This is a genomic window from Streptomyces sp. 3MP-14, from assembly GCF_006334905.2.
GTDB classification, from domain to species: Bacteria; Actinomycetota; Actinomycetes; order Streptomycetales; family Streptomycetaceae; genus Streptomyces; species Streptomyces triticirhizae.
Window position 1 is genome coordinate 258245 of the sequence record NZ_VDLZ02000004.1, and the last position, 23029, is coordinate 281273.

The following is a 23029-nucleotide window of genomic DNA, read 5'->3' on the forward strand; positions in this document are numbered from 1 at the left end:
GGGAACGACAGGAACGAAGCGGAGACGGAACCGATGGATGACGTGCTGCGCCCGCTGCTGGTGATCGGCGGCACCATCACGCTCACCCTGCTCATAGGCTGGCTGATCGACCGCACGCTCCGGGTCGCCGACGCCCGGCACGGCGAGACCCGCATCTGGGGCCTGCTGCGCCGCTGCCAGCTGCCGCTCCAGGTGTTGCTCGCCTCGGCCGCCGTGCAGGTCACCTACGACCTGTTCGACCTCCAGCTGCGCCGGAACGACGTGGTGCACAGCGTGCTGGCCACCGTCACCATCGCGGCCGCCGCCTGGCTGGCGATCCGGGTGGCCGACGCGGTCGCGGAGAACGTCCTCACCCGCTACGCCGCGCGCACCGACGACCAGGCGCGGGTGCGGCAGTTCCGCACCCAGCTGGTGATGCTGCGCCGGGTCGTCACCTCCGTGCTGGCGGTGGTCGCCGCCGCCGTGGCGATCCTGCTGGTCTTCCCGAGCCTGCGCGCGCTGGGCACCTCGCTGCTGGCCTCGGCCGGCGTCATCGGCATCATCGCCGGCGTGGCCGCCCAGTCGATGCTGGGCAACCTGTTCGCCGGCCTCCAGGTCGCCTTCGGCGACTCGGTGAAGATCGGCGACACCGTGGTGGTCGAGGGCGAGTGGGGCACCGTCGAGGAGATCTCGCTGGCGTTCCTGACGATCCGCATCTGGGACGACCGCCGGCTGACGATGCCGGTCTCCTACTTCAACAGCAAGCCCTACGAGAACTGGTCACGCGGCGGCCACGAGATCACCGGCACCGTCTTCCTCCATCTGGACCACACCACGCCGGTCGCCGAACTCCGCAAGCACCTCCAGGAGTTTCTGCTGGGCCGCAAGGACTGGGACGGCCGCAGCTGGAGCCTGGTGATCACCGACACCACGCCCACCACCATCCAGGTGCGGGCCGCGATGTCGGCGCGGAACGCGGACGACGTGTGGACGCTGCGCTGCGCGGTCCGCGAGGAGCTGATCGCCTGGCTGCGGGACAACCACCCCTACGCCCTGCCCCGGGTCGCCACCGGCCCGGCGGCCACCCCGCCCTTCCTGGAGAAGTGACCGGGTCCGGAACGGGGACCGGGTCGGAACGGTGACCGCGACGCGGCACCCGCTCAGCCGTGCGGCAGGCTGCGGCGGTCCAGCTCGTTGAGGACCCGGTCCACCACCTCCGGGTCGGTGCCCGGCTCACCCCTGGCGTCGAGGACCGCGCGCCGCGCCGCCGACAGCAGCTCGGAGTGGAGACGCTGTATCTCCCGCACCCGCTGGCTGCGTTGGGTGACGTACTCGCGGCGGTCCTCCTCGGCGACGCGCGGGGAGAGCCGCATCCCGATGTCGTAGGCGCGCCGCAGCAGCGCCTCGCTGATCTCCTCGGGAAGGTCCATCTCGCGGGTGATCTCGCGCAGCCGCACCTTGGCCGCCTTGGCCGCGCGCACCGCCAGCTCGTGCTCCAGCTCCTCCTCGTGGCGGCTGTCGCCCCGCACCCCGAGCCGGGTCGCCAGCCAGGGCAGCGTCAGCCCCTGGATCAGCAGGGTGCCCACCACCACGGTGAACGCGATGAAGATGATCGCGTCCCGCTCGGGGAAGGCGCCCCCGTCGTCCACGGTCAGCGGCACCGCCAGGGCCAGCGCCACCGAGGCCACGCCCCTTATCCCGGACCACCACATGATCACGGTCTCCCGCCAGCTGTGCGGGATGTCCTCGTCCAGGTTGGCCCTGCGGTGCAGCCGCTTCGCGAGCCAGGCCGCCGGCAGCAGCCACAGCAGCCGCACCAGCACAACGGCGACCAGCACCAGCCCGGCGGCGGGCAGAAGTTCGCCCCAGCGCCCGGAGGCGGCGGTGAGCACCACGTTCAGCTCCAGGCCGATCAGGCCGAACGCCACGCCGGTGACCAGCAGGTCCATCACCGCCCAGAAGCTCTGCCCGGTCAGCCGGCCGGTGACGTCGTCCGGGTCGGTGGCCCGTTCGCCCAGGTACAGCGCGGCGACCAGCACCGAGAGCACGCCCGAGCCGTGCAGCTCCTCGGCCACGGCGTAGGCGGCGAACGGCGCCAGCAGCGTCAGCCCGGTGCGCAGCGTCGCGTCCCCCAGCAACACCAGCAGCCGGGCGGTCAGCCAGCCGAGGACCAGCCCGACCAGCACCGCGACCAGCGCCGACAACACCAGCTCCCCGCCGGCCTCCCAGGCGGAGAACGAGCCGGTCACGGCGGCGGTGACGGCCACGTGGTAGAGCGTGATGGCGGTGACGTCGTTGAAGAGCCCCTCGCCCTCCAGGATCGACACCATCCGGCGCGGCAGCCCCAGCCGGCCGGCCACCGCCGTGGCCGCGACCGGGTCCGGCGGCGCGACCAGCGCGCCCAGCGCGATCGCCGGCGCCAGCGGCAGGTCCGGCACCACGAGCTGCGCCACCGCCGCCACCGCCGCCGTGGTCACGAAGACCAGCGCCACCGCGAGCAGCAGGATCGGCCGGATGTTGGCGGCGAACTGCCGCCAGGACGTCCGTTGCACGGCCGCGTAGAGCACGGGCGGCAGCACCAGCGGAAGGATGAACTCCGGAGGCAGCGACACGTTCGGCACCGCCGGCAGCAGCGCCAACCCGCCGCCGAAGACGGTCATCAGCACCGGCGGCGGCACCCTCAGCCACTCCGCCAGCGGCACCATCACGACGGAGCCGAGCAACAGGGCGAAGAGCAGAGTGAGTTGGTCCACGTAGTTCTTCCTACGCGCTTTCCGCCCGCAGCACGGTCAAGGCGTGGCCGAGGTCGTCCGGATAGTCGCTGACGAACTCGACCCAGCGGCCGTCCGCCGGGTGCGCGAAGCCCAGCCGCACCGCGTGCAGCCACTGCCGGGTCAGACCGAGCCGCTTGGCGATGGTCGGGTCGGCGCCATAGGTGAGGTCGCCGACGCAGGGGTGACGGTGCGCCGCCAGATGGACCCGGATCTGGTGGGTGCGGCCGGTCTCCAGCCTGATGTCCAGCAGGCTGGCCGCCCGGAACGCCTCGACCAGGTCGTAGTGGGTCACCGCGTGCTTGCCCTCGGCGACCACCGCCCACTTGTAGTCGGCGGTCGGATGCCGGCCGACGGGCGCGTCGATGGTTCCGGAGAGGGGGTCCGGATGCCCCTGAACGACCGCGTGGTAACGCTTGTCCACGGTGCGGTCGCGGAACTGCCGCTTCAGCTCCCGGTAGGCCAGCTCGGACTTGGCGACCGCCATCAGCCCCGAGGTGCCCACGTCCAGCCGGTGCACCACGCCCTGGCGTTCGGCCGCGCCCGAGGTCGCGATCCGGTAGCCGGCGGCGGCCAGACCGCCGATCACGGTCGGCCCGCGCCAGCCGGGGCTGGGGTGCGCGGCGACCCCGACGGGCTTGTCGACGACCACGAGGTCGTCGTCGTCGTGGACGATCGCCATCCCCGGCACCGGCTCGGCCACCACCCGCACCGGGGCCGGCGGCGGCGGCATCTCGACCTCAAGCCACGAACCCCCGGTCACCCGCTCGGACTTGCCCACCTCGGCCCCGTCGAGCCGCACCTTGCCGGCGGCGGCCAGCTCGGCCGCCTTGGTGCGGGAGAAGCCCAACATCCTGGCGAGCGCGGCGTCGACCCGCTCCCCCTCGAGTCCCTCGGGAACGGGCAGAGTCCGGGTTTCGGGAAGCGTGCTCACCCGATCGAGTATGCCCGAAACGGAGTCAGTCCCGGTGCACGGTCCCGTCGGGGTCCAGGCCACGGAAGGAGAGCAGCACGATCAGGATGCCGCCGCAGACGATCGCGGAGTCCGCCAGGTTGAAGACGGCGAAGTGCTTGGGGGCGATGAAGTCGACCACGTGCCCCTCGAAGACGCCGGGGGAACGCAGCAGCCGGTCGGTGAGGTTGCCCAGCGCCCCGCCCAACAGCAGCCCGAGCGCCACCGCCCAGGGCGCGCTGTAGAGCTTGCGGGCCAGCCGGATGATCACCACGATCACGGCGGTGGCGACGCAGGTGAGGACGACGGTCAGCGTCTCGCCGAAGCCGAAGGCCGCGCCCGGGTTGCGCACCGCGACGAACCGGAGCCATTCTCCGATCACTTCGATCTCGCGGTTGGGGTCCGGGTTCTCCAGGTAGTCGACCACCCAGATCTTGGTGGCCAGGTCCAGCAGATAGGCAAGGCCGGCGACCATGACCAGCACCCCGACCCGGCGCGGGCCGCGCGCGACCGGCGTGGCCGGCTCGTCCCGGCCGGCCTCCTCGGCGGGCGCGGAGTCGTCCTCACGCACGGCGTCCCCGGGGTCCTCGGCGACCGGCTCGGGCTCTTCGGGGGTCTCGATGGTTCGCTCCGCCTCGCTCACGGAACGAGGGTACGACACGGCCGTGCGAGGCTCGGATGTCCGTCAGAGCCGCCGCTCCTGTTTCTGCTTGCAGTCCACGCAGAGCGTGGCCCGGGGGAAGACCTGCATCCGCGCCTTGCCGATCGGGTTGCCGCAGCTCTCGCAGAGGCCGTAGGTGCCGGCCTCGATGCGGCGCAGCGCGCGCTCGGTCTGGTACAGCATCTCCCGGTTGTTGGTGGTCAGCGCCATCTCGTGCTCGCGGGTCGCGTTCTTCGAGCCCGTGTCCGCCTGGTCGTCGCCGGCGCCGTCGCCCGAGTCCCGCATCAGGCCGGTCAGCGCCTCCTCCGCCGCGCTGATCTCCTCGCGCAGCCGGTCGGCCTCTGCGGTCAGCCCGGCGCGGGCCTCGGCGACCTCCTCCGGGGTCCACGGGTCCTCCCCCGCGCGGACCGCGAGGTCGCCCGGGGCGGGCGGGGCCATGGTGCCGGTGGCCTCGGCTCCCGGTTCCGGCTGTCGCGTGGTGCTCTTCTTCGTTGCCACTGCTGGCTCCTGTCTGCCCGGGCCCCCGCGTCGCTGACGCGATCCCTTCACATAGTGTGATCTTGCTGGCGAATCGTGTCCGGAACGATAAGTCGACCATGGGGCTCCGCCGCGAGGCCACGCCGGACCGCACCTGCGTTGTGCCCCGCCCGGCCCCGGCATAACCGGTCACCGGCGCCCGCCGGACGCCCTTACACTGGGAGCCGCGAGAGGCGTTGATGGGGACGAGTAGCGTCGTCAGGCGGCCCGCAGCGACCCGGGGACGGTGCGAGCCCGGGGGCCGGCCCGACGCGAAGATCACCCCGGAGCCGCCGGCAGAAAGCCCCACGCGGGTGAGTAGATCCGGCGTCGCGGCCCAACGAGCGGGTCGGGCAGGCCAGTTGGCGGCCCCGGCCAAGGAGGGTGGTACCGCGGGAGCGCGCGCTCTCGTCCCTCCGGACGGAGAACGCACGCAGGTGTCCCGCCGGAGGACGATCCGATGACGCAGCAGTACCGCCCTGTACCGCCCCAGGTGGAGTTGCCCGCCCTGGAGCACGAGATCCTTCAGCTGTGGGAGCGGAACAAGACCTTCGCCCGCAGCCTGGAGCAGTCCGAGGGCCGCCCCGAGTGGGTCTTCTACGAGGGCCCGCCCACCGCCAACGGCCGGCCCGGCACCCACCACATCGAGGCCCGGGTCTTCAAGGACGTCTTTCCCCGCTTCCGCACCATGCGCGGCTACCACGTGACGCGGAAGGCCGGCTGGGACTGCCACGGCCTGCCCGTCGAGCTGGCGGTGGAGAAGGAGCTGGGCTTCACCGGCAAGCAGGACATCGAGGCGTACGGCATCGCCGAGTTCAACGCGAAGTGCCGCGAGTCGGTGACCCGCCACACCGACGCGTTCGACGAGCTGACCCGCCGCATGGGCTACTGGGTCGACCTGCCGAACGCCTACCGCACCATGGACCCCGAGTACATCGAGTCGGTCTGGTGGTCGCTGAAGCAGATCTTCGACAAGGGCCTGCTCGTCCAGGACCACCGGGTGGCGCCCTGGTGCCCGCGCTGCGAGACCGGGCTGTCGGACCACGAGCTGGCGCAGGGCTACGAGACGGTCGTCGACCCCTCCGTCTATGTCCGCTTCCCCGTGACCTCGGGCCCGCTGGCCGGCCGGGCCGCGCTGCTGGTGTGGACGACCACCCCCTGGACGCTGGTCTCCAACACGGCGGTCGCCGCCCACCCCGAGGTCCGCTATGTGGTGGCGACCAACGGCGAGGAGCGCCTCGTCGTCGCCGAGCCGCTGGTCGAGCGGGCCCTCGGCGAGGGCTGGGAGCGGACCGGCGAGACGTTCACCGGCGCCGAGATGGAGCGCTGGACCTACCAACGCCCGTTCGAGCTGCTGGACTTCGGCGGCTCGGACGCGCACTACGTGGTGAACGCCGACTATGTCACCACCGAGGACGGCACCGGGCTGGTCCACCAGTCCCCCGCCTTCGGCGAGGACGACCTGCGCACCTGCCGCGCCTACGGCCTGCCGGTGCTCAACCCGGTCCGCGCCAACGGCACCTTCGACGAGGGCCTGGAGCTGGTCGGCGGCCAGTTCTTCAAGAAGGCGGACGAGGCGCTGACGGCCGACCTCGCCGCGCGCGGGCTGCTGTTCGCGCACGTCGCCTACGAGCACAGCTATCCGCACTGCTGGCGGTGCCACACCCCGCTGCTCTACTACGCACAGCCGTCCTGGTACATCCGCACCACCGCCGTGCGCGAGAAGCTGCTGCGGGAGAACGAGCGCACCACCTGGTACCCGGAGTCCGTCAAGCACGGCCGCTACGGAGACTGGCTCAACAACAACGTGGACTGGGCGCTCTCCCGCAACCGCTACTGGGGCACCCCGCTGCCGATCTGGCGCTGCGACGAAGGGCACCTCACCTGCGTCGGCTCGCTGTCCGAGCTGAGCGAGCTGACCGGCGCCGACCAGTCGGGGCTCGACCCGCACCGGCCCTATGTGGACGCGGTCACCTTCGACTGCCCGGGCGAGGGCTGCGCGTCGACCGCCCGGCGGGTGCCGGAGGTGATCGACGGCTGGTACGACTCGGGCTCGATGCCGTTCGCCCAGTGGGGATACCCGTACCGCAACCGGGAGATGTTCGAGCGGCACTACCCGGCGCAGTACATCTGCGAGGGCATCGACCAGACCCGCGGCTGGTTCTACACGCTGATGGCCGTCGGCACCCTGGTCTTCGACCGCTCGTCCTACGAGTCGGTGGTCTGCCTCGGGCTGATCCTCGCCGAGGACGGCCGGAAGATGTCCAAGCACCTGGGCAACATCCTGGAGCCGATCCCGCTGATGGAACAGCACGGCGCGGACGCGGTGCGCTGGTTCATGGCGGCCGGCGGCTCCCCGTGGGCGGCCCGCCGGGTCGGGCACGGCACGATCCAGGAGGTGGTGCGCAAGACGCTGCTCACCTACTGGAACACGGTCGCCTTCCAGGCCCTCTACGCCCGCACCGGCGGCTGGGCGCCCGGCGGGGACGACCCGGCGCCGGCCGACCGGCCGCTGCTGGACCGCTGGGTGCTGAGCGAGCTGAACGCGCTGGTCAAGATGGTCACCGAGGCCATGGAGAACTTCGACACCCAGCGCGCCGGCAAGCTGGTCTCCACCTTCGTCGACGACCTCTCCAACTGGTATGTCCGCCGCTCCCGTCGCCGCTTCTGGCAGGCCGACCCGGCCGCGCTGCGCACCCTGCACGACGTGCTGGAGACGGTGACCCGGCTGATGGCGCCGCTGGTGCCGTTCATCACCGAGCGGGTCTGGCAGGACCTGGTGGTGCCGGTGACGCCGGACGCCCCGGACTCGGTGCACCTGGCGGCCTGGCCGGAGGCCGACCTCACGCTGGTCGACGCCGACCTCTCCAGCGACATGCTGCTGGTGCGCAGGCTGGTCGAGTTGGGCCGGGCCACCCGCGCCGAGTCCGGCGTGAAGACCCGCCAGCCGCTGAGCCGGGCGCTGGTCGCGGCCCAGGGCTTCGAACTGCTCGGCGACGACCTGCGCGAGCAGATCGCCGAGGAGCTGAACGTGGCCGCGCTCGGTGGCCTGGCCGAGATGGGCGGGTCGCTCGTCGACACCTCGGCGAAGGCCAACTTCCGCGCGCTGGGCCGCCGTTTCGGCAAGGGCACCCAGCCCGTCGCCCGGGCCATTGCCGAGGCGGACGCCGCCGAGCTGTCGGCGGCGCTGCGCACCGGCACGGCCTCCGTCGAGGTCGAAGGGGAACGGGTGGCGCTCAGCCCGGACGAGGTCATCATCACCGAGACCCCGCGCGAGGGCTGGGCGGTGGCCTCGGACACCGGCGCGACGGTCGCGCTGGATCTGGAGATCACCCCGGAGCTGCGCCGGGCCGGGCTGGCGCGGGACGTGATCCGGCTGGTCCAGGAGGCGCGGAAGAACAGCGGCCTGGAGGTCGCCGACCGGATCGCCGTCCGCTGGACCTCCGAGGACCAGGAGATGGCCCGGGCGTTGACCGACCACCAGGCGCTGGTCTCCAGCGAGGTGCTGGCGAGCGACTTCGCCGAGGGCACCGGCGGGGACGACTTCCTGGGCCCGTTCGGCGACGAGGCGCTGGGCGCCACGTTCTGGCTGCGCCGCGTCTGACGCGTCTCGAGCACGCGAAGGGGCGGGCCCGGACTCCTCGGAGTCCGGGCCCGCCCCTTGATGATCTGACCGTCTATGCCGAACGGTCGGCCGGCCGCGAGCCGGCGCGACCCGGCGTCAGTTGTCGTCCTCGTCGATCAGGAAGCCGCGCATCGGCGACGGCGCCTGCTGCACCGGCTGCGGGCCCTGCGGCCGCACCGGCGCCATCGGCTGCGTCATGGCCGGCGACATCTGCTGCTGACCGCCGTACGACGAGGGGCCGTTGGGGCCCGGGCCGCCATGACCGCCGTGACCGCCGTGGCCACCCATCTGCTGGTTGCCGCCGAGCGACTGGTGCCCGCCGAGGGTGCCGTTGCCCGGGCCGCCGGTGGGCGCGCCGGCCGAGGCCAGCGAGGGCTGCGGCGACGGCGGCAGCGAGGGCGCCGGCGCGGCGGGCGAGCGGGGCGGGGCGAGCGAGTCGTCGGACTGGCTCTCCAACTGCCGCAACTGGCTCTCCAGATACGACTTCAACCGGGTGCGGTACTCGCGCTCGAAGCCGCGCAGGTCCTCCACCTTGCGCTCCAGCGTGGCGCGGGCGGACTCCAGGGAGCCCATCGCGACGCGGTGCTTCTCCTGCGCGTCCCGCTCCAGGGCGTCGGCCTTGGCGCGGGCGTCCCGCTCCAGACCCTCGGCGCGGCTGCGGGCCTCACCGACGATCTTGTTGGCCTCGGAACGGGCTTCGGCGATCGCCTGGTCGGCGGTCTGCTGGGCCAACGACAGCACCCGCGCGGCGCTCTCGTTGCCGCCGCTGGGCTGCTGCATCGGGCCGGGGCCACCCATGGGGCCAGGGCCGTGGCCGCCCATCGGGCCGGGCCCGCCGGGACCGCCGTGGCCACCCATCGGCACCGGGGCGCCGGGGTGTTGCTGGCCGCCGGGGCCGCCCATCGGGCCGCCGGGACCGCCCATCGGACCAGGGCCACCGGGGCCACCCATCGGGCCGGGCCCACCGGGGCCATGACCCTGCGGGCCACCGGGGCCGGCGGGCAGCTGGGGCGGGCCGCCCATCTGCTGCTGCTGGCCCGGACCTGATATGGCCGGCATGGGACCGCCACCGGGCCCGCCAGGCCGCTCCTGCGGCTCCGGTTTGCGCATGTTCTGTTGGTTCTGCGCGGCCGCTCTGGTGGCGGCGGCCAACTTGGCGCGCAGATCCTCGTTCTCTCGGAGCAGCCTGGTCAGCTCCGCCTCAACCTCGTCGAGGAAGGCATCGACCTCGTCCTCGTCGTAGCCTTCTCGCAGACGGACGGTCGTGAACTGCTTGTTCCGCACGTCCTCGGGGGTCAGCGGCATCTCTTCACCTCAACGTAAATCGTCGGCATAGCGGCAAGACCGTACTCGTTCACAGGCTGGCCACGACGTTGATCAGGATGTAGACGATGATCATCAACACGAAGAAGGACAGATCAAGCGCCACACCCCCGAAGCGCAGCTGAGGAAGGACCTTCCGCAGCGTCTTCAGTGGCGGATCTGTGACAGTGTAGGTGGCTTCCAGGGCGACAATCATCGGCTTGCTGCCGGGCGACCAGGAGCGCGCGAACAACTGGACCCAGTCCATCACGAGTCGGAAGAGCAGCAGCCCGAGGAAGCAGTACAAGGCGATCAACAGCACTTGTTGAACGATGCCCATCCCGCCGGTACCTCTCCCCTGGTCCGTGCCCGACCTCGCGTCGGGTCACAACTCCGTCTTCCGATACGCCTGCTGTCAGCTCTGGTTGAAGAACCCACCCTCAGCGATGCGGGCCTTGTCCTCCGCCGTTACATCGACGTTAGCAGGCGACAGCAGGAAGACCTTCTGTGTCACTCGCTCGATGCTGCCATGCAGACCGAAGACCAGACCAGCCGCAAAGTCGACAAGTCGCTTCGCGTCCGTGTCGTCCATCTCGGTCAGATTCATGATCACCGGGGTCCCCTCGCGGAAGTGTTCCCCGATGGTACGGGCCTCGTTGTAGGTCCTGGGGTGCAGCGTGGTGATCCGGTACGGCTCCCGCTCTGACACGACCTTGGGCATGATCACCGGCGCGCTCTTCTCCACGTTCTGGCGTTCTGGTGTGATGGAAGACACGGGAGCGATCCTCCCGGGTCGTCTGCTCTCCGTCAGCACGGGAGCGGGCTTCGGCTCCGTCTCCCGCTGGGCCGGCGGGTGGATCACCCGGGCCGGCTCGTCCGCGCGCTCTCTGGCCGGGGGTTCGTGCGCCGGCTGGCGCCGGTTCCGCTCCGGCTCGGGCTCGGGTTCGAACTCGTCATCGGGGCCGTACCCCGGGCGGTCGTAGCCGTCGTCCTCCACGAGGCCGAGGTAGACCGCCATCTTGCGCATCGCGCCAGCCACGCTTGCGTCCTCCGCTCTGTGGTGGATCGGCTTCGGCCGAAGGGCCGGGGAGATCCACGATATCTGCGCTAACCTGCCCGAATTACTCGGGAATGACCATATTTTCGACTGTGGCCCCTCGTTTGGCGACGTTACCCGAGGGCGGGGCGCACGCCGAGTACCGCGCTCCCAACGCGCACGTGTGTCGCCCCCGCGGCGATCGCCTCCTCCAGATCGGCACTCATGCCGGCAGAGACCATGGTGGCAGCCGGATCGGTCGTGCGCAGGTCCCTGGAAATTTCTATCAGCCGGTCAAAGGCCGCCGCCGGACGTCCCGCGAGGGCTCCGGTGAGCGGAGCGACCGTCATCAGCCCGGCCAGGCGCAGCCCGGGAGCCTCGGCGATCGCCCGGGCCAGCGCGCCCACCTCGGCCGGAGCCGCCCCGCCGCGCCCCTCCCCCAGGCCGGACTCCTTTTCCAGCGCGACCTGAATCAGACAGTTCAGCGAGGGGCGTTCCCGTCGACTCACCGCTGCCGAGAGGGCGTTGACCAGCTTTATACGATCCACGGAATGCACATAATCCGCATAACCGGCCACCGAACGCGCCTTGTTTGTCTGCAACTGCCCCACAAAGTGCCAGACCAGCGGGAGATCCGCGCACGCGGCCGCCTTTTCGACGGCCTCCTGGTCACGGTTCTCCGCGAATTCGCGTACCCCGAGCCCGGCCAGCAGCCGGACGTCCTCGGCCGGATACGTCTTGCTGACCACCACCAGGGTCACCTCGGACCTGGCGCGCCCGTCCGCTTCGCACGCCCTCCGGATGCGCTCCTCCACCCGGGCGAGGTTGGCGGCCAACTCGGCGGCGCGCGCCCCTCTGTCCGTCATCGCGCCACCCACACATAGCTGGCCTGCCGGCCGGTGGTTGACGAACGCCGGTAGGAGAAGTGCGCCTCCGACTCCAGGGTGCAGACCGGCGAGGAGGCGACGTCGGCGACGCCCGCCTCGGCCAACTGCCGCCGCACGCCCGCCGGGATGTCGATCGCCGGGGTGCCCCAGGAGGTGGTGGTCCCGCTGCCGGGCACCGCCTCGTCGGCCAGCCGGGCCAGCTCGGCCGGCACCTCGTAGCAGCGGCCGCAGATCGCGGGGCCGGTGCGCGCCACCATCCGCTCCGGGCGCGCGCCCAGCGCGCACATCGCCTTGACGGTGGCCGGCACCACCCCGGCCAGCAGGCCCGGCCGGCCGGCGTGCGCCGCGCCGGCCACGCCGGCGTCCGGGTCGGCCAGCAGCACGGGGACGCAGTCGGCGGTCACCACCGCCAGGGCCAGCCCGCGCTCGGCGGTCACCAGCCCGTCCACCTCCGGCGGTTCACCGTCGGCCGGCAGCTCGTCGGCCACGGCCACCTCGCCGCCGTGCACCTGACGCATCCACCGCACGCGGCCCGGTTCGAGGCCGAGGCCCGCCGCGACGGCTGCGCGGTTGGCGGCGACGGCGGCCGGGTCGTCGCCCACGGCGTCGCCCAGGTTGGCGCTCGCACGGGGAGCGGCGCTCACCCCGCCCTCCCTGTCGGTGAAGGCGAAGTGCGCGCCGCTCGCGGTGCTCTCTCGGGTTATCACTTCAGGAAGTCGGGCACATCGAGCTCCTCGGCCTGACCGCCCTCGTACGGGCGGGCCGGGGGGACCTGCGGGGAGGTCCTGGGCGTCTCGCGGACCGGCTCGACCGGCGAGGGCTCGCTGTCGCGGTCCGAGAGCGAGGCGGGCTCGCGCGCCGGAAGGGTGCCGAGGCCGCCGAACGACGGGCGCTCCGGCTCCGGCTCGCTCGACCGCTCGCCACCCAGCGTGCTCGACTCGTCCTTGGCGCCGTACCCGGCGAGGCTCTTGTCGCGGTTCCTGGAGGGCGGCTGGCCGCCGTCGAAGCCGGCGGCGATCACGGTGACCCTGACCTCGTCGCCCAGGGCGTCGTCGATCACGGCGCCGAAGATGATGTTGGCCTCCGGGTGCGCGGCCTCGCTGACGAGTTGGGCGGCCTCGTTGATCTCGAAGAGGCCGAGGTCGGAGCCGCCGGAGATGGACAGCAGGACGCCCCGCGCGCCGTCGATGGACGCCTCAAGAAGCGGCGAGGAGATCGCCATCTCGGCGGCGGCCACCGCGCGGTCGTCCCCGCGCGCCGAACCGATCCCCATCAGGGCCGAACCGGCCTCGGACATAACGGACTTGACGTCGGCGAAGTCGAGGTTGATCAGGCCGGGGGTGGTGATCAGGTCGGTGATGCCCTGGACACCGGAGAGGAGCACCTGGTCGGCCGACTTGAAGGCGTCAAGAACGCTCACCTGCCGGTCGGAGATCGACAGCAGGCGGTCGTTGGGGATGACGATCAGGGTGTCGACCTCGTCGCGGAGGCTGGCGATGCCGTCCTCGGCCTGGTTGGCGCGCCGCCGGCCCTCGAAGGTGAACGGGCGGGTGACCACGCCGATGGTCAGGGCCCCCAGGGACCGTGCGATGTTCGCCACCACCGGGGCGCCGCCCGTGCCGGTGCCGCCGCCCTCCCCCGCCGTGACGAAGACCATGTCGGCCCCCTTGAGGACCTCCTCGATCTCCTCGCGGTGGTCCTCGGCAGCCTTGCGTCCCACCTCGGGGTTGGCGCCCGCGCCGAGACCCCTGGTCAGTTCGCGGCCGACGTCCAGCTTGACGTCGGCGTCGCTCATCAGCAGCGCCTGCGCATCGGTGTTGATCGCGATGAACTCGACGCCCTTGAGACCGACCTCGATCATCCGGTTGATGGCGTTGACGCCACCGCCGCCGATACCGACGACCTTGATGACTGCGAGGTAGTTCTGCGGTGCTGCCACGTCGAAGGCCTCTCGCCTCGATTTACGTGTCGCCGCTCCGCGTGATGCCGCAGTGCGCCGACTGATGCCGATGGGACGGGGGATAAGCCGTCCCGAACCCTGTCGTTCAAGTTTAGGGTTACCTGTGCTTGCCGATCCTTGGATTCCTAGGAACGGACACTAAGTCGATAAGTGGTGCGCGTTCAACGAACACGCCGAACCTCCTGTTTTTCTTTTCACCCTATGTGATCACGGCCCGGAACCGTCAACCAGGGTGTGGCCTGCGGCGATGTGACGCGTGGTCAACGGTCGTCAACCCCCCGACGTGGCGGGGACGCTGGGGGCGCTGACGTCGAAGTGCCGTGCGTCTCCTGCCGCGTTGAACAGCGTACGCAGGGCGTCGGCCTTGGCGTCGGAGTCCTCGGCGCTGCCCCAGTGGATGGTGCGGTCCTGTGACAACTCCAGCGTGATGGCGTCGAAGGAGGCGACCGAGACCACCCGGAGGTCGTCGCGCACCTCGCCGGGCAGCGCGGCCAGCACCGAGGCGGCCTCGGCGCGCAGCCGCTCCTCGCCGAACCGCCGCCAGCTCGCGTCGTTGCCCGCCGTCGGCTCCCGCAGTTCCAGCAGCGGAACGCCGTCCAGCTCGGCGGGGTTCTCGGCGAAGGCCACCCCGTCGTCGTCGACCTCGGCGAAGCCGTCGGCGGTGGCCTCCTGGAGGACGGCCACCCGCTCGACCACCTTCAGCGAGACGCCGTCGGGCCAGGCGCGCACCACCCGCACGCTGTCCAGGCGCGGCAGCTCGGCCAGCAGCCGGGCGCCGACGGCGCCCTTGTCCAGCGAGGCCATCGGGGAGCCGACCGGCACCGCCGCCGCGGTCAGGATCTCCTCCTCGGTCAACTCCCGTGGCCCCTCCGTCCAGTTGACCGAGACCCGGTCGATCCGCAGCCAGTCGGAGCCGTAGAGCGCCCAGGTGCCGAAGCCGCCCAGCAGGGCCGCCAGCACCGTCCACGCCAGCAGCACCCGGGGCCTGGGCAGCCAGGCCGGGCGGCGCCGGGTCGGTCGCCGGGAGGGCGGGCCGGCGTCCGACTGACGGCGTTCACCGCCGCGTTCGGCGGTCGTTACTCCGGCCACGCTCCCAACTCCCTTGCCTCGCGCGTTCCGTGTCGGCTAGCCCCGGCGCGCCGCGATGGCCTCGTGCACCATGCCGACCAGCAGGTCGTCCGCGTCCCTGCGGCCGAACTCGGCGGCCGCGTGGGACATCGCGTGCAGTCGGCCGGCGTCGGTGAGCACCGGCAGCACGTTCTCCCTGACCCACTCGGGGGTCAGCTCGGCGTCGTCGATGAGCAGGCCGCCGCCCGCCTTGACCAGCGGCTGGGCGTTGAGCCGCTGTTCGCCGTTGCCGATGGGCAGCGGGACGTAGGCGGCCGGCAGGCCCACGGCGGACAGCTCGGCGACGGTCATGGCGCCGGCCCGACAGAGCATCATGTCGGCCGCCGCGTAGGCCAGATCCATCCGGTCCACGTAGGCGACCGGGACATAGGGCGGCATCCCCGGCATGGTGTCGACCTGCGGCAGCTCGTTCTTCGGGCCGACCGCGTGCAGCACCTGGACGCCGGAGCGCTGGAGCACGGGGACGGCGGCGGCGATCACCTCGTTGAGGCGGCGGGCGCCTTGGGAGCCGCCGGAGACCAGCAGTGTCGGCAGGTTGGCGTCCAGGCCGAAGTAGGAACGGGCCTGGGCGCGGCTGGCGGCGCGGTTGAGGGTGGCGATGGAACGGCGCAGCGGGATGCCGACATAACGCGCGTGCCGGAGCTTGCTGTCCGGGGTGGAGACGGCGACGAAGCGGGTGTAGCGCGCGCCGATCCGGTTGGCGAGCCCGGGGCGGGCGTTGGCCTCGTGCACCACGATCGGCACCCGCTGGCGCTTGGCGGCGAGATAGCCGGGCAGCGCGACATAGCCGCCGAAGCCGACCACGCAGTCGGCCTTGGTGCGCTCGATGATCTCCTCGGCCGCCTTGATGGTGCCCCGCAACCTGCCGGGCACGGTGATCAGTTCGGGGGTGGGTTTGCGCGGCAGCGGCACGGCGGGGATCAGCCCCAACTCGTAGCCCCGCTCCGGCACCAGACGGGTCTCCAGGCCACGCTCCGTGCCGAGGGCCGTGATGCCCACCGTCGGATCGTGTCTGCGCAGGGCGTCCGCCAGGGCGAGCGCGGGCTCGATGTGGCCGGCGGTCCCTCCGCCAGCGAGGACTACATGCACCGAATTTCACCGCTCTCCGGACGGCGTCGACCTAGCACGCCGTCTCATCGTCTTTCTTCTGTGCCCTTCCGACCGCATGGCCAGGGCGGCCCTGGCCGCCGGCTCGCCGCGCGCGAAGGCGATCAGCAGTCCGACGGCGAACATGGTGGGCAGCAGGGCGGAACCCCCGTAGGAGAACAGCGGGAGGGGCACACCGGCGATCGGCAGCAGACCCAGCACGGCACCGATGTTGATCACGGTCTGGGTCATCAGCCAGGCGGTCACACCTCCCGCGGCGTACCTCACGAAGGGGTCCTCCGTGCGTCCGGCCACGCGGATACCCGCATAGCCTAGAGCCGCGAAGAGACCGAGGACCGACAGCGTCCCCGCAAGTCCCAGCTCCTCCCCGGTGATGGCGAAGATGAAGTCCGTGTGAGGCTCGGGTAGTTCGCCCCATTTCTCCACGCTGGCGCCGAGCCCTGAGCCGAACCAGCCGCCGGAGGCCAGCGCGTAGATCCCGTGCACGGCCTGCCAACAGCGGTCGTTGGGGCCGGGGTCGGTGGCGCCCAGGCAGGCGAGGCGGTCCATCCGGTGCGGGGCGGTGGTGACGAAGAGCACGAAGAGCACGGAGGCGGCGGCGAGCACCCCGCCGAAGAGCCGGGTGGGGGCGCCGGCCAGCCACAGCAGCGCGAAGAGGATGCCGACCAGGATCATCACGGTGCCCATGTCGCCGCCGACCATCACCAGGCCGCAGACCAGCAGGGCGCCGGGGATCAGCGGGATCAGCAGGTGCCGCCACTGGGTGAGCAGCCCCCGTTCGCCCTTGCGGGCCAACAGGTCGGCGCCCCACAGCAGCAGGCCGAGCTTGCCGAACTCGCTGGGCTGGAGCTGGAACGATCCGCCGACGGCGATCCAGCTGGTGGAGCCGTTGACCTCGACGCCGATGCCGGGGACCTGGACGAGCACCAGCAGCACCACGGCGAAGGCGAGGAACGGGTAGGTCAGCGCGCGCAGCAGCCGGACCGGGATGCGGGAGGCGATCAGCAGCAGCACCGCGCCGAGGACGGCGGCCAGCAACTGCTTGCGGAAGTAGAAGGTGGCCGGGTGTTGGAAGCGGAGCGCCTGGATCTGGGAGGCGGAGAAGACCATCACCAGGCCGAGCAGGGTGATCAGCGCGGTGGTGCCCAGCAGCACGTAGTAGGCGGTCAGCGGGCGGTCCCAGGCGGCGCGGAGGCGTTCGAGGAACCGGGGCGGGCGCGGCCCGCGCGGGGGGCGCACGACGGGAACCTCACGCGGCCCGCGCTCCCCCGCCGGGCGCGGAGCACGCTCGCGCTGTGCGCCCCGCGATGCGCGGCCACGCACAACGCCGGCGTGCGCGACCGCGCTCGCCGCGCCGTTCACGCCCGGCGCGCGGAGGAGCCCGGTCACCGCGCCCAGCGGCCTACGCGCCCTACTCACCTGGACCCCTCCTCCAGCCCGCGACGGCGGTCGCGGGCCGCCGGTGGGCTACTGCTCGTTCTCGTCTCGCTCCGCCGCCAGGCGCCGCACCGCCTCGGCGAACGCCTCGCCGCGCACGGTGTAGTTGGTGAACATGTCCATCGACGCACAGGCCGGCGCCAACAGGACGGTGTCCCCGGGGCCGGCCAGGCGGGCCGCCTCGCGCACCGCCGCGGCCATCGCCCCAGTGTCGGTCCGTTCGAGGTCCACGACCGGCACATCCGGCGCGTGTCGCGCCAACGCCTCGGCGATCAGCGCCCGGTCACGGCCGATCAGCACCACCCCGCGCAGCCGGTCGGCGGCCCGCGCGACCAGCTCGTCGAACGTCGCGCCCTTGGCCAGCCCGCCGGCCAGCCAGACCACCGAGGGATAGGCGCCGAGCGAGGCGGCGGCGGCATGGGTGTTGGTGGCCTTGGAGTCGTCCACGTACTCCACGTCCGCCACCCGCGCCACGGTGGAGATGCGGTGCGGGTCGGGCGTGAAGGCGCGCAGCCCGGCGCGGACCGCGTCCGGGCGCACGCCGTAGGCACGGGCCAGCGCGGCGGCGGCCAGGGCGTTGGCGACGTTGTGCGGGGCCGGCGGGTTCACGTCGGCGACCTGGCCCAGCTCCTCGGCCACCTCCCGGCTCTCCACGAAGGCGCGGTCCACCAACAGGCCCTCGACGACGCCGAGTTGGCCGGGGGCCGGCGGGCCGACGGTGAAGCCGACGGCCCGGCAGCCCTCCACCACGTCGGCGGCCCGCACCAGCTCCTCGGTGGCCGGGTCGGCCACGTTGTAGACGCAGGCGACCTCGTTGCCCTCGTAGATCCGACCCTTGTCGGCGGCGTAGGCGGCCATCGAGCCGTGCCAGTCCAGGTGGTCGGGCGCCAGGTTGAGCACGGCGGCCGAGTGGGCCCGCACGGAGGGCGCCCAGTGCAGCTGGTAGCTGGAGAGTTCGACGGCGAGCACGTCGAGCGGGGGCTCGCCGAGGACCACGTCGAGCAGGGGGGTGCCGATGTTGCCGACGGCGGCGGTGCGCAGCCCGGCGGCGGTCAGGATCGACGCCAGCATCCCGGTCGTCGTCGTCTTGCCGTTGGTGCCGGTGACGGCGAGCCAGGGCGCGGCGTCCGGGCCGCGCAGCCGCCAGGCCAGCTCCACGTCGCCCCACACCTCGACGCCGGCCTCGGCCGCCGCCGCGAACAGCGGGTGGTCGGGCCGCCAGCCGGGCGAGGTGACGACCAGCTCGGTGCCCTTCGGCAACACGTCGGCCTCGCCGAGGCGCACCTCGACGCCGGCGGCGGTCAACCGTTCCGCCTGCTCCCGCTGCCGCTCACCGCTGCCGGCGTCCACCAGCGTCACCTCGGCGCCCAGGCCCAGCAGCGCCCGGGCGGCGCTGCCGCCGCTGACGCCCAGGCCGGCGACGGTGACCCGGCGGCCGGCGAACCCGTTCCCGCTCACCAGTCAGCCACCCACGTTCCATAGAAGATGCCGATGCCGACGATCACGCACATGCCCTGGATGATCCAGAACCTGACGACCACCAGCACCTCGCTCCAGCCCTTCAGCTCGAAGTGGTGCTGGAGCGGCGCCATCTTGAAGACCCGTTTGCCGGTGAGCTTGAACGAGCCGACCTGGATGACCACGGACATGGTGATCAGCACGAACAGGCCGCCGAGGACGGCCAGCAGCAGCTCGGTGCGGGAGACGATGGCCAGGCCGGCCAGGGCGCCGCCCAGGGCCAGGGAGCCGGTGTCGCCCATGAAGATCTTGGCGGGTGAGGTGTTCCACCACAGGAAGCCGAAGAGCGCGCCCATCAGGGCCGCAGCGACCACCGCGCCGTCCAGGGGGTCGCGCACCTCGTAACAGGTGACGCTGGCGGTCTCGAACTCCGCGCAGGTCTGCCCGTACTGCCAGACGCCGATGAAGACGTAGGCGCCGAAGACCATGACGGCGGCGCCGGTGGCCAGGCCGTCCAGGCCGTCGGTGAGGTTCACGCCGTTGGACATGGCCAGGATCATGAACAGCGCCCACAGCACGAAGAGCACCGGGCCGATCGACCAGCCGAAGTCCTGGGTGAACGAGATGTGGGTGGAGGCCGGCGTCAGCTCGCGGGCGTCCTCGAAGTTCAGCGAGAGGATCGCGAAGGTGACGCCGACGATGAACTGGCCCAGCATCTTGGCGCCGGCCCGCAGGCCCAGGCTGCGCCGGCGAACGATCTTGATGTAGTCGTCCAGGAAGCCGACCAGGCCCATGCCGGCCATCAGGAAGAGCACCAACACGCCGGAGTAGCTCGGCGGTTGGCCGGTGACCAGCTTGGTCGCGCCGTAGGCGATCAGGGTGGCCAGGATGAACGCGATGCCGCCCATGGTCGGCGTGCCGCGCTTGCTGTGGTGGTCGCGCGGCCCGTCGTCCCTGATGTACTGCCCGTAGCCCCGGCGGGCGAGGAGCTTGATCAGCAGCGGGGTGCCGATCAGGGTCAGGAAGAGCCCGATGGCTCCGGAGAAGAGGATCTGCCTCATCGGGCGGCGACCTCACCATCACCGTCGGCCGCGAGCGACAGGGCCACCTGCTCCAGGCCCACCGCCCTGGACGCCTTCACCAGGACCACGTCCCCCGGTCGCAACTGACCGCGCAGCAGCTCGACCGCTGCCTGTGCGTCGGACACACGCACCGACTCCTCACCCCACGAACCCTCGTTCTTCGCGCCCATGTCCAGCCAGGCGGCCTCCTGACCGCCCACGGACACAAGCCTGTTGACGTTGAGCCGGACGGCGAGCCGCCCGACCGCGTCGTGCTCGGCCAACGCGTCGTCGCCCAGCTCGGCCATCTCGCCGAGCACCGCCCATGTGCGGCCGCCCTCGGCGGCGCCCATGTGCACCAGCGTGCGCAGCGCGGCGCGCATGGAGTCGGGGTTGGCGTTGTAGGCGTCGTTGACGATCACCACGCCGTCCGCCCGCTTGGTGACCTCCATCCGCCACTTCGAGAGCGGTTCCGCTCCGGCCAGGGTTTCCGCGATGGCCGGGGTGGACATGCCTACCTCATGCGCCACGGCCGCCGCGGCAAGCGCGTTCGACACATGGTGCTCACCGTACAGCCGCATCGTCACATCGGCGCACCCGGCCGGGGTTACGAGCGTGAACGCCGGGCGGCCCTCGGGGGTCAGGCGCGCCTTCTCGGCGCGGACGTGGGCCTCGGCTGACTCGCCGAAGAGCAGCACCCGGGCCCTGGTGCGTTCGCTCATCGCGCGCACCAGCGGGTCGTCGGCGTTGAGCACGGCGACGCCGCCCTCGTCGGCCGGCGGCAGCGCCTCCACCAACTCGCCCTTGGCCAGGGCGATCGTCTCCCGGCTGCCGAACTCGCCGAGGTGCGCGGTGCCGACGTTGAGGACCGCGCCGATCCGGGGCGGGGTCAGCTCGGTCAGCGCGCGGATGTGGCCGACGCCCCGCGCGCCCATCTCCAGCACCAGGTGACGGGTCGTCTCGTCCGCGCCGAGCACGGTCAGCGGCAGGCCGATCTCGTTGTTGTAGGAGCCCGGCGTCCAGACCGTGGGCCCGGTGGTGCGCAGCAGCTGGGCGATCAGGTCCTTGGTGCTGGTCTTGCCGGCGGAGCCGGTGAGCGCGACGACGTTGGGGCCGAGCGCGCGCACCGCGTGCGCGGCGAGCGCGCTGAGCGCGGCGACCACGTCGTCCACGACGACGGCGGGCACGCCGACGGGCCGGGCGGCGAGCACCAGCGCCGCGCCGTCGGCGACGGCGCGGGCGGCGAAGTCGTGCCCGTCCACGCGCTCGCCCGGCAGCGCGACGAAGAGCGATCCCGACGCGACCTGCCGGGAGTCGATGACCACGGGTCCCGTGACGCGCGGCGGCTCGGGAGGTATGTCGTGCGGCACTCCCCGCACGACCGTGGTGAGCTGGTCAACGGATAGGGGGATCACTTCAGCGGGCCTCGCCTGGCGTCGGTTGGTCGGTCGGGGGGTGGGCTCGGTCGTCGGGGCGCGCGCCGGCGCGGGCGGCGCGCTCGATGGCGGCGCGCAGCTCCACGCGGTCGTCGAACGGGCGGATCACGCCGGCGATGTCCTGCCCCTGCTCGTGTCCCTTGCCGGCGATCAGCACCGTGTCGCCGGGCTCGGCGCGGGCCACGGCGGCGGCGATGGCGGCGGCGCGGTCCTCCTCGACGAGGACGGTGCCGCGCTCGTGGACGGGGACTTCGGCGGCGCCGGAGAGCATCGCGGCCAGGATCGACAGCGGGTCCTCGGAGCGCGGGTTGTCGGAGGTGAGCACGGCGGTGTCGGCCAGCCGGGCCAGCGCCGCGCCCATCGCGGTGCGTTTGTGCGGGTCGCGGTCGCCGCCGCAGCCGAGCACCGCGTGCAGCCGGCCCTCGGTGACCTTGCGCAGCGCCTGGAGCACGGACTCGACGGCGGCCGGCTTGTGGGCGTAGTCCACGACGGCGAGATAGGGCTGGCCGGCGCGCACCCGCTCCAGCCGGCCCGGCACGCCGGGCACCGCGCCGACGCCGCGCGCGGCGGTCGCCGGGTCGACGCCGGCGACGTCCAGGGCGACGATGGCGGCCAGCGCGTTGGAGACGTTGAACGGGCCCGGCAGCGGGGCCTCGGCGCGCAGGCTGAGGCCGCCGGGGCCGAGCACGGTGAACGTGGAGCCCAGCGGCCCCAGTTCGACGTCGTCGGCGCGCCAGTGGGCGTCGGGGTGGCCCTCGGCCGAGTAGGTGGTCACCGGCACGCCGGCCTCGGCGACCAGCCGGCGGCCCCACTCGTCGTCGATGTTGACGACGGCGGCCCTGGACCTGGCCTTGGTGAACAGCTGCGCCTTGGCCCGGAAGTAGTCCTCCATGTCGAGGTGGAAGTCCAGGTGTTCGGGGCTGAGGTTGGTGAAGACCGCGACGTCGAAGACGCAGCCGTCGACCCGGCCCATGGTCAGCGCGTGGCTGGAGACCTCCATGGCCACCGAGCTGACCCCGCGTTCCCGCATCACGGCGAAGAGCGCCTGGAGGTCGGTGGCCTCCGGGGTGGTGTGCGTCGACTTCACCCGCTCGTCGCCGATGCGGGTCTCGACGGTGCCGATCAGGCCGGTGGCCTCGCCGTCCTTGGCGGCCTCGCGCAGCCCGCCCTCGATGAGGTAGGCCGTGGTGGTCTTGCCGGCCGTTCCGGTGACGCCGATCTGGAGCAGGTCGGCGCCCGGCTCGTGGTAGATCGCGGCCGCCAGCGCGCCGATGCGGGTGCGCGGGTCGGGCACGGTGATCACCGGCAGCCCAGTGGCCGCCGCGCGCTCGGCGCCGCCGGGGTCGGTGAGCACGGCGACCGCGCCCAGGCTCGCGGCCTGGGCGGCGAAGTCCGCGCCGTGGAAGCGCGCCCCCGGCAGCGCCGCGTAGAGGTCGCCGGGGAGCACCGCGCGCGAGTCGTGGGTGATGCCGGTGACCGGTGGGCCTTCGGGAACCTCGGCACCCAGCGGCCCGGCCAGGGCGGCCAGCGGCACCGGCCGCAGCTGCCGGGGACGGGGGGCCGCCGGGGAGTGATCAGCTTGTGCCACGGCGGTGAGCGTACCGGGCGGGCCGGGGGTGGAGCGAAACGAGGTGGACCGGTCGGTGGTGGTTCTCACGTGCCTGTGCTCCGCATTCTTCGGGGCGCTGTTCCTGGGACTTTCCTGGGGCTCTG

The 23029-nt window shown here is 72.3% G+C and carries 19 protein-coding genes; 2 read left to right on the forward strand and 17 right to left on the reverse strand.

The features are described from left to right. Positions 1–33: 33 nt before the first annotated feature. Positions 34–1086 carry a mechanosensitive ion channel family protein gene (locus FH609_RS07915; protein WP_139666462.1) on the forward strand — a complete coding sequence of 351 codons (1053 nt, stop codon included), beginning with the start codon at positions 34–36 and terminating at the stop codon, positions 1084–1086. Between the two features lie 53 nt (positions 1087–1139). On the opposite strand, the gene FH609_RS07920 is transcribed toward FH609_RS07915, so the two are convergent. The 4 genes from FH609_RS07920 to FH609_RS07935 are packed head-to-tail and all read right to left on the reverse strand — an operon-like array spanning position 1140 to position 4861. Then, complete coding sequence (locus FH609_RS07920; RefSeq protein WP_139666461.1) at positions 1140–2732, reverse strand: Na+/H+ antiporter; 1593 nt, start codon at positions 2730–2732, stop codon at positions 1140–1142. 10 nt (positions 2733–2742) lie between these two features. Further along, a complete protein-coding gene (locus FH609_RS07925; protein ID WP_139666460.1) occupies positions 2743–3684 on the reverse strand; it encodes an RluA family pseudouridine synthase in 942 nt (313 codons plus the stop codon). A 25-nt stretch (positions 3685–3709) separates the two neighbouring features. Continuing rightward, the gene (gene lspA, locus FH609_RS07930; RefSeq protein WP_139666459.1) at positions 3710–4345 is read right to left on the reverse strand and encodes a signal peptidase II; all 636 of its coding nucleotides are present in this window, start codon (positions 4343–4345) and stop codon (positions 3710–3712) included. A 42-nt stretch (positions 4346–4387) separates the two neighbouring features. Beyond that, positions 4388–4861 (reverse strand): TraR/DksA family transcriptional regulator, encoded by a 474-nt coding sequence (locus FH609_RS07935; protein ID WP_405378841.1) that lies wholly within the window; start codon positions 4859–4861, stop codon positions 4388–4390. A gap of 478 nt (positions 4862–5339) precedes the next feature. On the opposite strand from FH609_RS07935, the gene ileS reads away from it, so the two are divergent. Beyond that, entirely contained in the window at positions 5340–8483 is a 3144-nt protein-coding gene (ileS, locus tag FH609_RS07940) for an isoleucine--tRNA ligase (protein WP_139666458.1), read from the forward strand. Positions 8484–8600: 117 nt separating this feature from the next. On the opposite strand, the gene FH609_RS07945 is transcribed toward ileS, so the two are convergent. The 13 genes from FH609_RS07945 to FH609_RS08005 all read right to left on the reverse strand — a co-directional run bounded on the left by FH609_RS07945 (position 8601) and on the right by FH609_RS08005 (position 22973). Then, complete coding sequence (locus tag FH609_RS07945) at positions 8601–9809, reverse strand: DivIVA domain-containing protein (RefSeq protein ID WP_139666457.1); 1209 nt, start codon at positions 9807–9809, stop codon at positions 8601–8603. A 49-nt stretch (positions 9810–9858) separates the two neighbouring features. Next, positions 9859–10146 (reverse strand): YggT family protein, encoded by a 288-nt coding sequence (locus FH609_RS07950; RefSeq protein ID WP_097229029.1) that lies wholly within the window; start codon positions 10144–10146, stop codon positions 9859–9861. Between the two features lie 75 nt (positions 10147–10221). Further along, positions 10222–10845 carry a cell division protein SepF gene (locus FH609_RS07955; protein ID WP_139666456.1) on the reverse strand — a complete coding sequence of 208 codons (624 nt, stop codon included), beginning with the start codon at positions 10843–10845 and terminating at the stop codon, positions 10222–10224. Between the two features lie 131 nt (positions 10846–10976). After that, entirely contained in the window at positions 10977–11708 is a 732-nt protein-coding gene (locus FH609_RS07960) for a YggS family pyridoxal phosphate-dependent enzyme (RefSeq protein WP_139666455.1), read from the reverse strand. Then, complete coding sequence (pgeF, locus tag FH609_RS07965; protein WP_139666454.1) at positions 11705–12436, reverse strand: peptidoglycan editing factor PgeF; 732 nt, start codon at positions 12434–12436, stop codon at positions 11705–11707. The genes FH609_RS07960 and pgeF overlap by 4 nt, the downstream gene beginning before the upstream one ends. Beyond that, positions 12433–13668, reverse strand: a complete 1236-nt coding sequence (gene ftsZ, locus FH609_RS07970; protein ID WP_139666453.1) for a cell division protein FtsZ — start codon at positions 13666–13668, stop codon at positions 12433–12435. The genes pgeF and ftsZ overlap by 4 nt, the downstream gene beginning before the upstream one ends. A 291-nt stretch (positions 13669–13959) precedes the next feature. Continuing rightward, the gene (locus FH609_RS07975) at positions 13960–14778 is read right to left on the reverse strand and encodes a cell division protein FtsQ/DivIB (protein ID WP_139666452.1); all 819 of its coding nucleotides are present in this window, start codon (positions 14776–14778) and stop codon (positions 13960–13962) included. Between the two features lie 36 nt (positions 14779–14814). Next, positions 14815–15906: an undecaprenyldiphospho-muramoylpentapeptide beta-N-acetylglucosaminyltransferase gene (murG, locus tag FH609_RS07980; protein ID WP_139666451.1), complete on the reverse strand. Its 1092-nt coding sequence runs from the start codon at positions 15904–15906 to the stop codon at positions 14815–14817. Positions 15907–15912: 6 nt separating this feature from the next. After that, positions 15913–17286, reverse strand: coding sequence for a putative lipid II flippase FtsW (gene ftsW, locus FH609_RS07985; protein ID WP_405378859.1), 1374 nt, complete (start codon positions 17284–17286; stop codon positions 15913–15915). A 105-nt stretch (positions 17287–17391) separates the two neighbouring features. Then, positions 17392–18819, reverse strand: coding sequence for a UDP-N-acetylmuramoyl-L-alanine--D-glutamate ligase (gene murD / locus FH609_RS07990; RefSeq protein WP_139666450.1), 1428 nt, complete (start codon positions 18817–18819; stop codon positions 17392–17394). Beyond that, positions 18816–19880: a phospho-N-acetylmuramoyl-pentapeptide-transferase gene (gene mraY / locus FH609_RS07995; RefSeq protein ID WP_139666449.1), complete on the reverse strand. Its 1065-nt coding sequence runs from the start codon at positions 19878–19880 to the stop codon at positions 18816–18818. Before mraY ends, murD begins: the two co-directional genes overlap by 4 nt. Then, positions 19877–21295 carry a UDP-N-acetylmuramoyl-tripeptide--D-alanyl-D-alanine ligase gene (locus tag FH609_RS08000; protein WP_139666448.1) on the reverse strand — a complete coding sequence of 473 codons (1419 nt, stop codon included), beginning with the start codon at positions 21293–21295 and terminating at the stop codon, positions 19877–19879. The genes mraY and FH609_RS08000 overlap by 4 nt, the downstream gene beginning before the upstream one ends. Position 21296: 1 nt before the next feature. Then, positions 21297–22973 carry a UDP-N-acetylmuramoyl-L-alanyl-D-glutamate--2,6-diaminopimelate ligase gene (locus FH609_RS08005; protein WP_139666447.1) on the reverse strand — a complete coding sequence of 559 codons (1677 nt, stop codon included), beginning with the start codon at positions 22971–22973 and terminating at the stop codon, positions 21297–21299. Positions 22974–23029: the final 56 nt, after the last annotated feature.

Bases quoted from the DNA above. Each gene is read 5' to 3' on its own strand.
- mraY (WP_139666449.1), bottom strand. From the start codon at position 19,880: ATGAGGCAGATCCTCTTCTCCGGAGCCATCGGGCTCTTCCTGACCCTG.
- FH609_RS07960 (WP_139666455.1), bottom strand. From the start codon at position 11,708: ATGACGGACAGAGGGGCGCGCGCCGCCGAGTTGGCCGCCAACCTCGCC.
- FH609_RS07945 (WP_139666457.1), bottom strand. From the start codon at position 9,809: ATGCCGCTGACCCCCGAGGACGTGCGGAACAAGCAGTTCACGACCGTC.
- ileS (WP_139666458.1), top strand. From the start codon at position 5,340: ATGACGCAGCAGTACCGCCCTGTACCGCCCCAGGTGGAGTTGCCCGCC.
- FH609_RS07915 (WP_139666462.1), top strand. From the start codon at position 34: ATGGATGACGTGCTGCGCCCGCTGCTGGTGATCGGCGGCACCATCACG.
- FH609_RS07950 (WP_097229029.1), bottom strand. From the start codon at position 10,146: ATGGGCATCGTTCAACAAGTGCTGTTGATCGCCTTGTACTGCTTCCTC.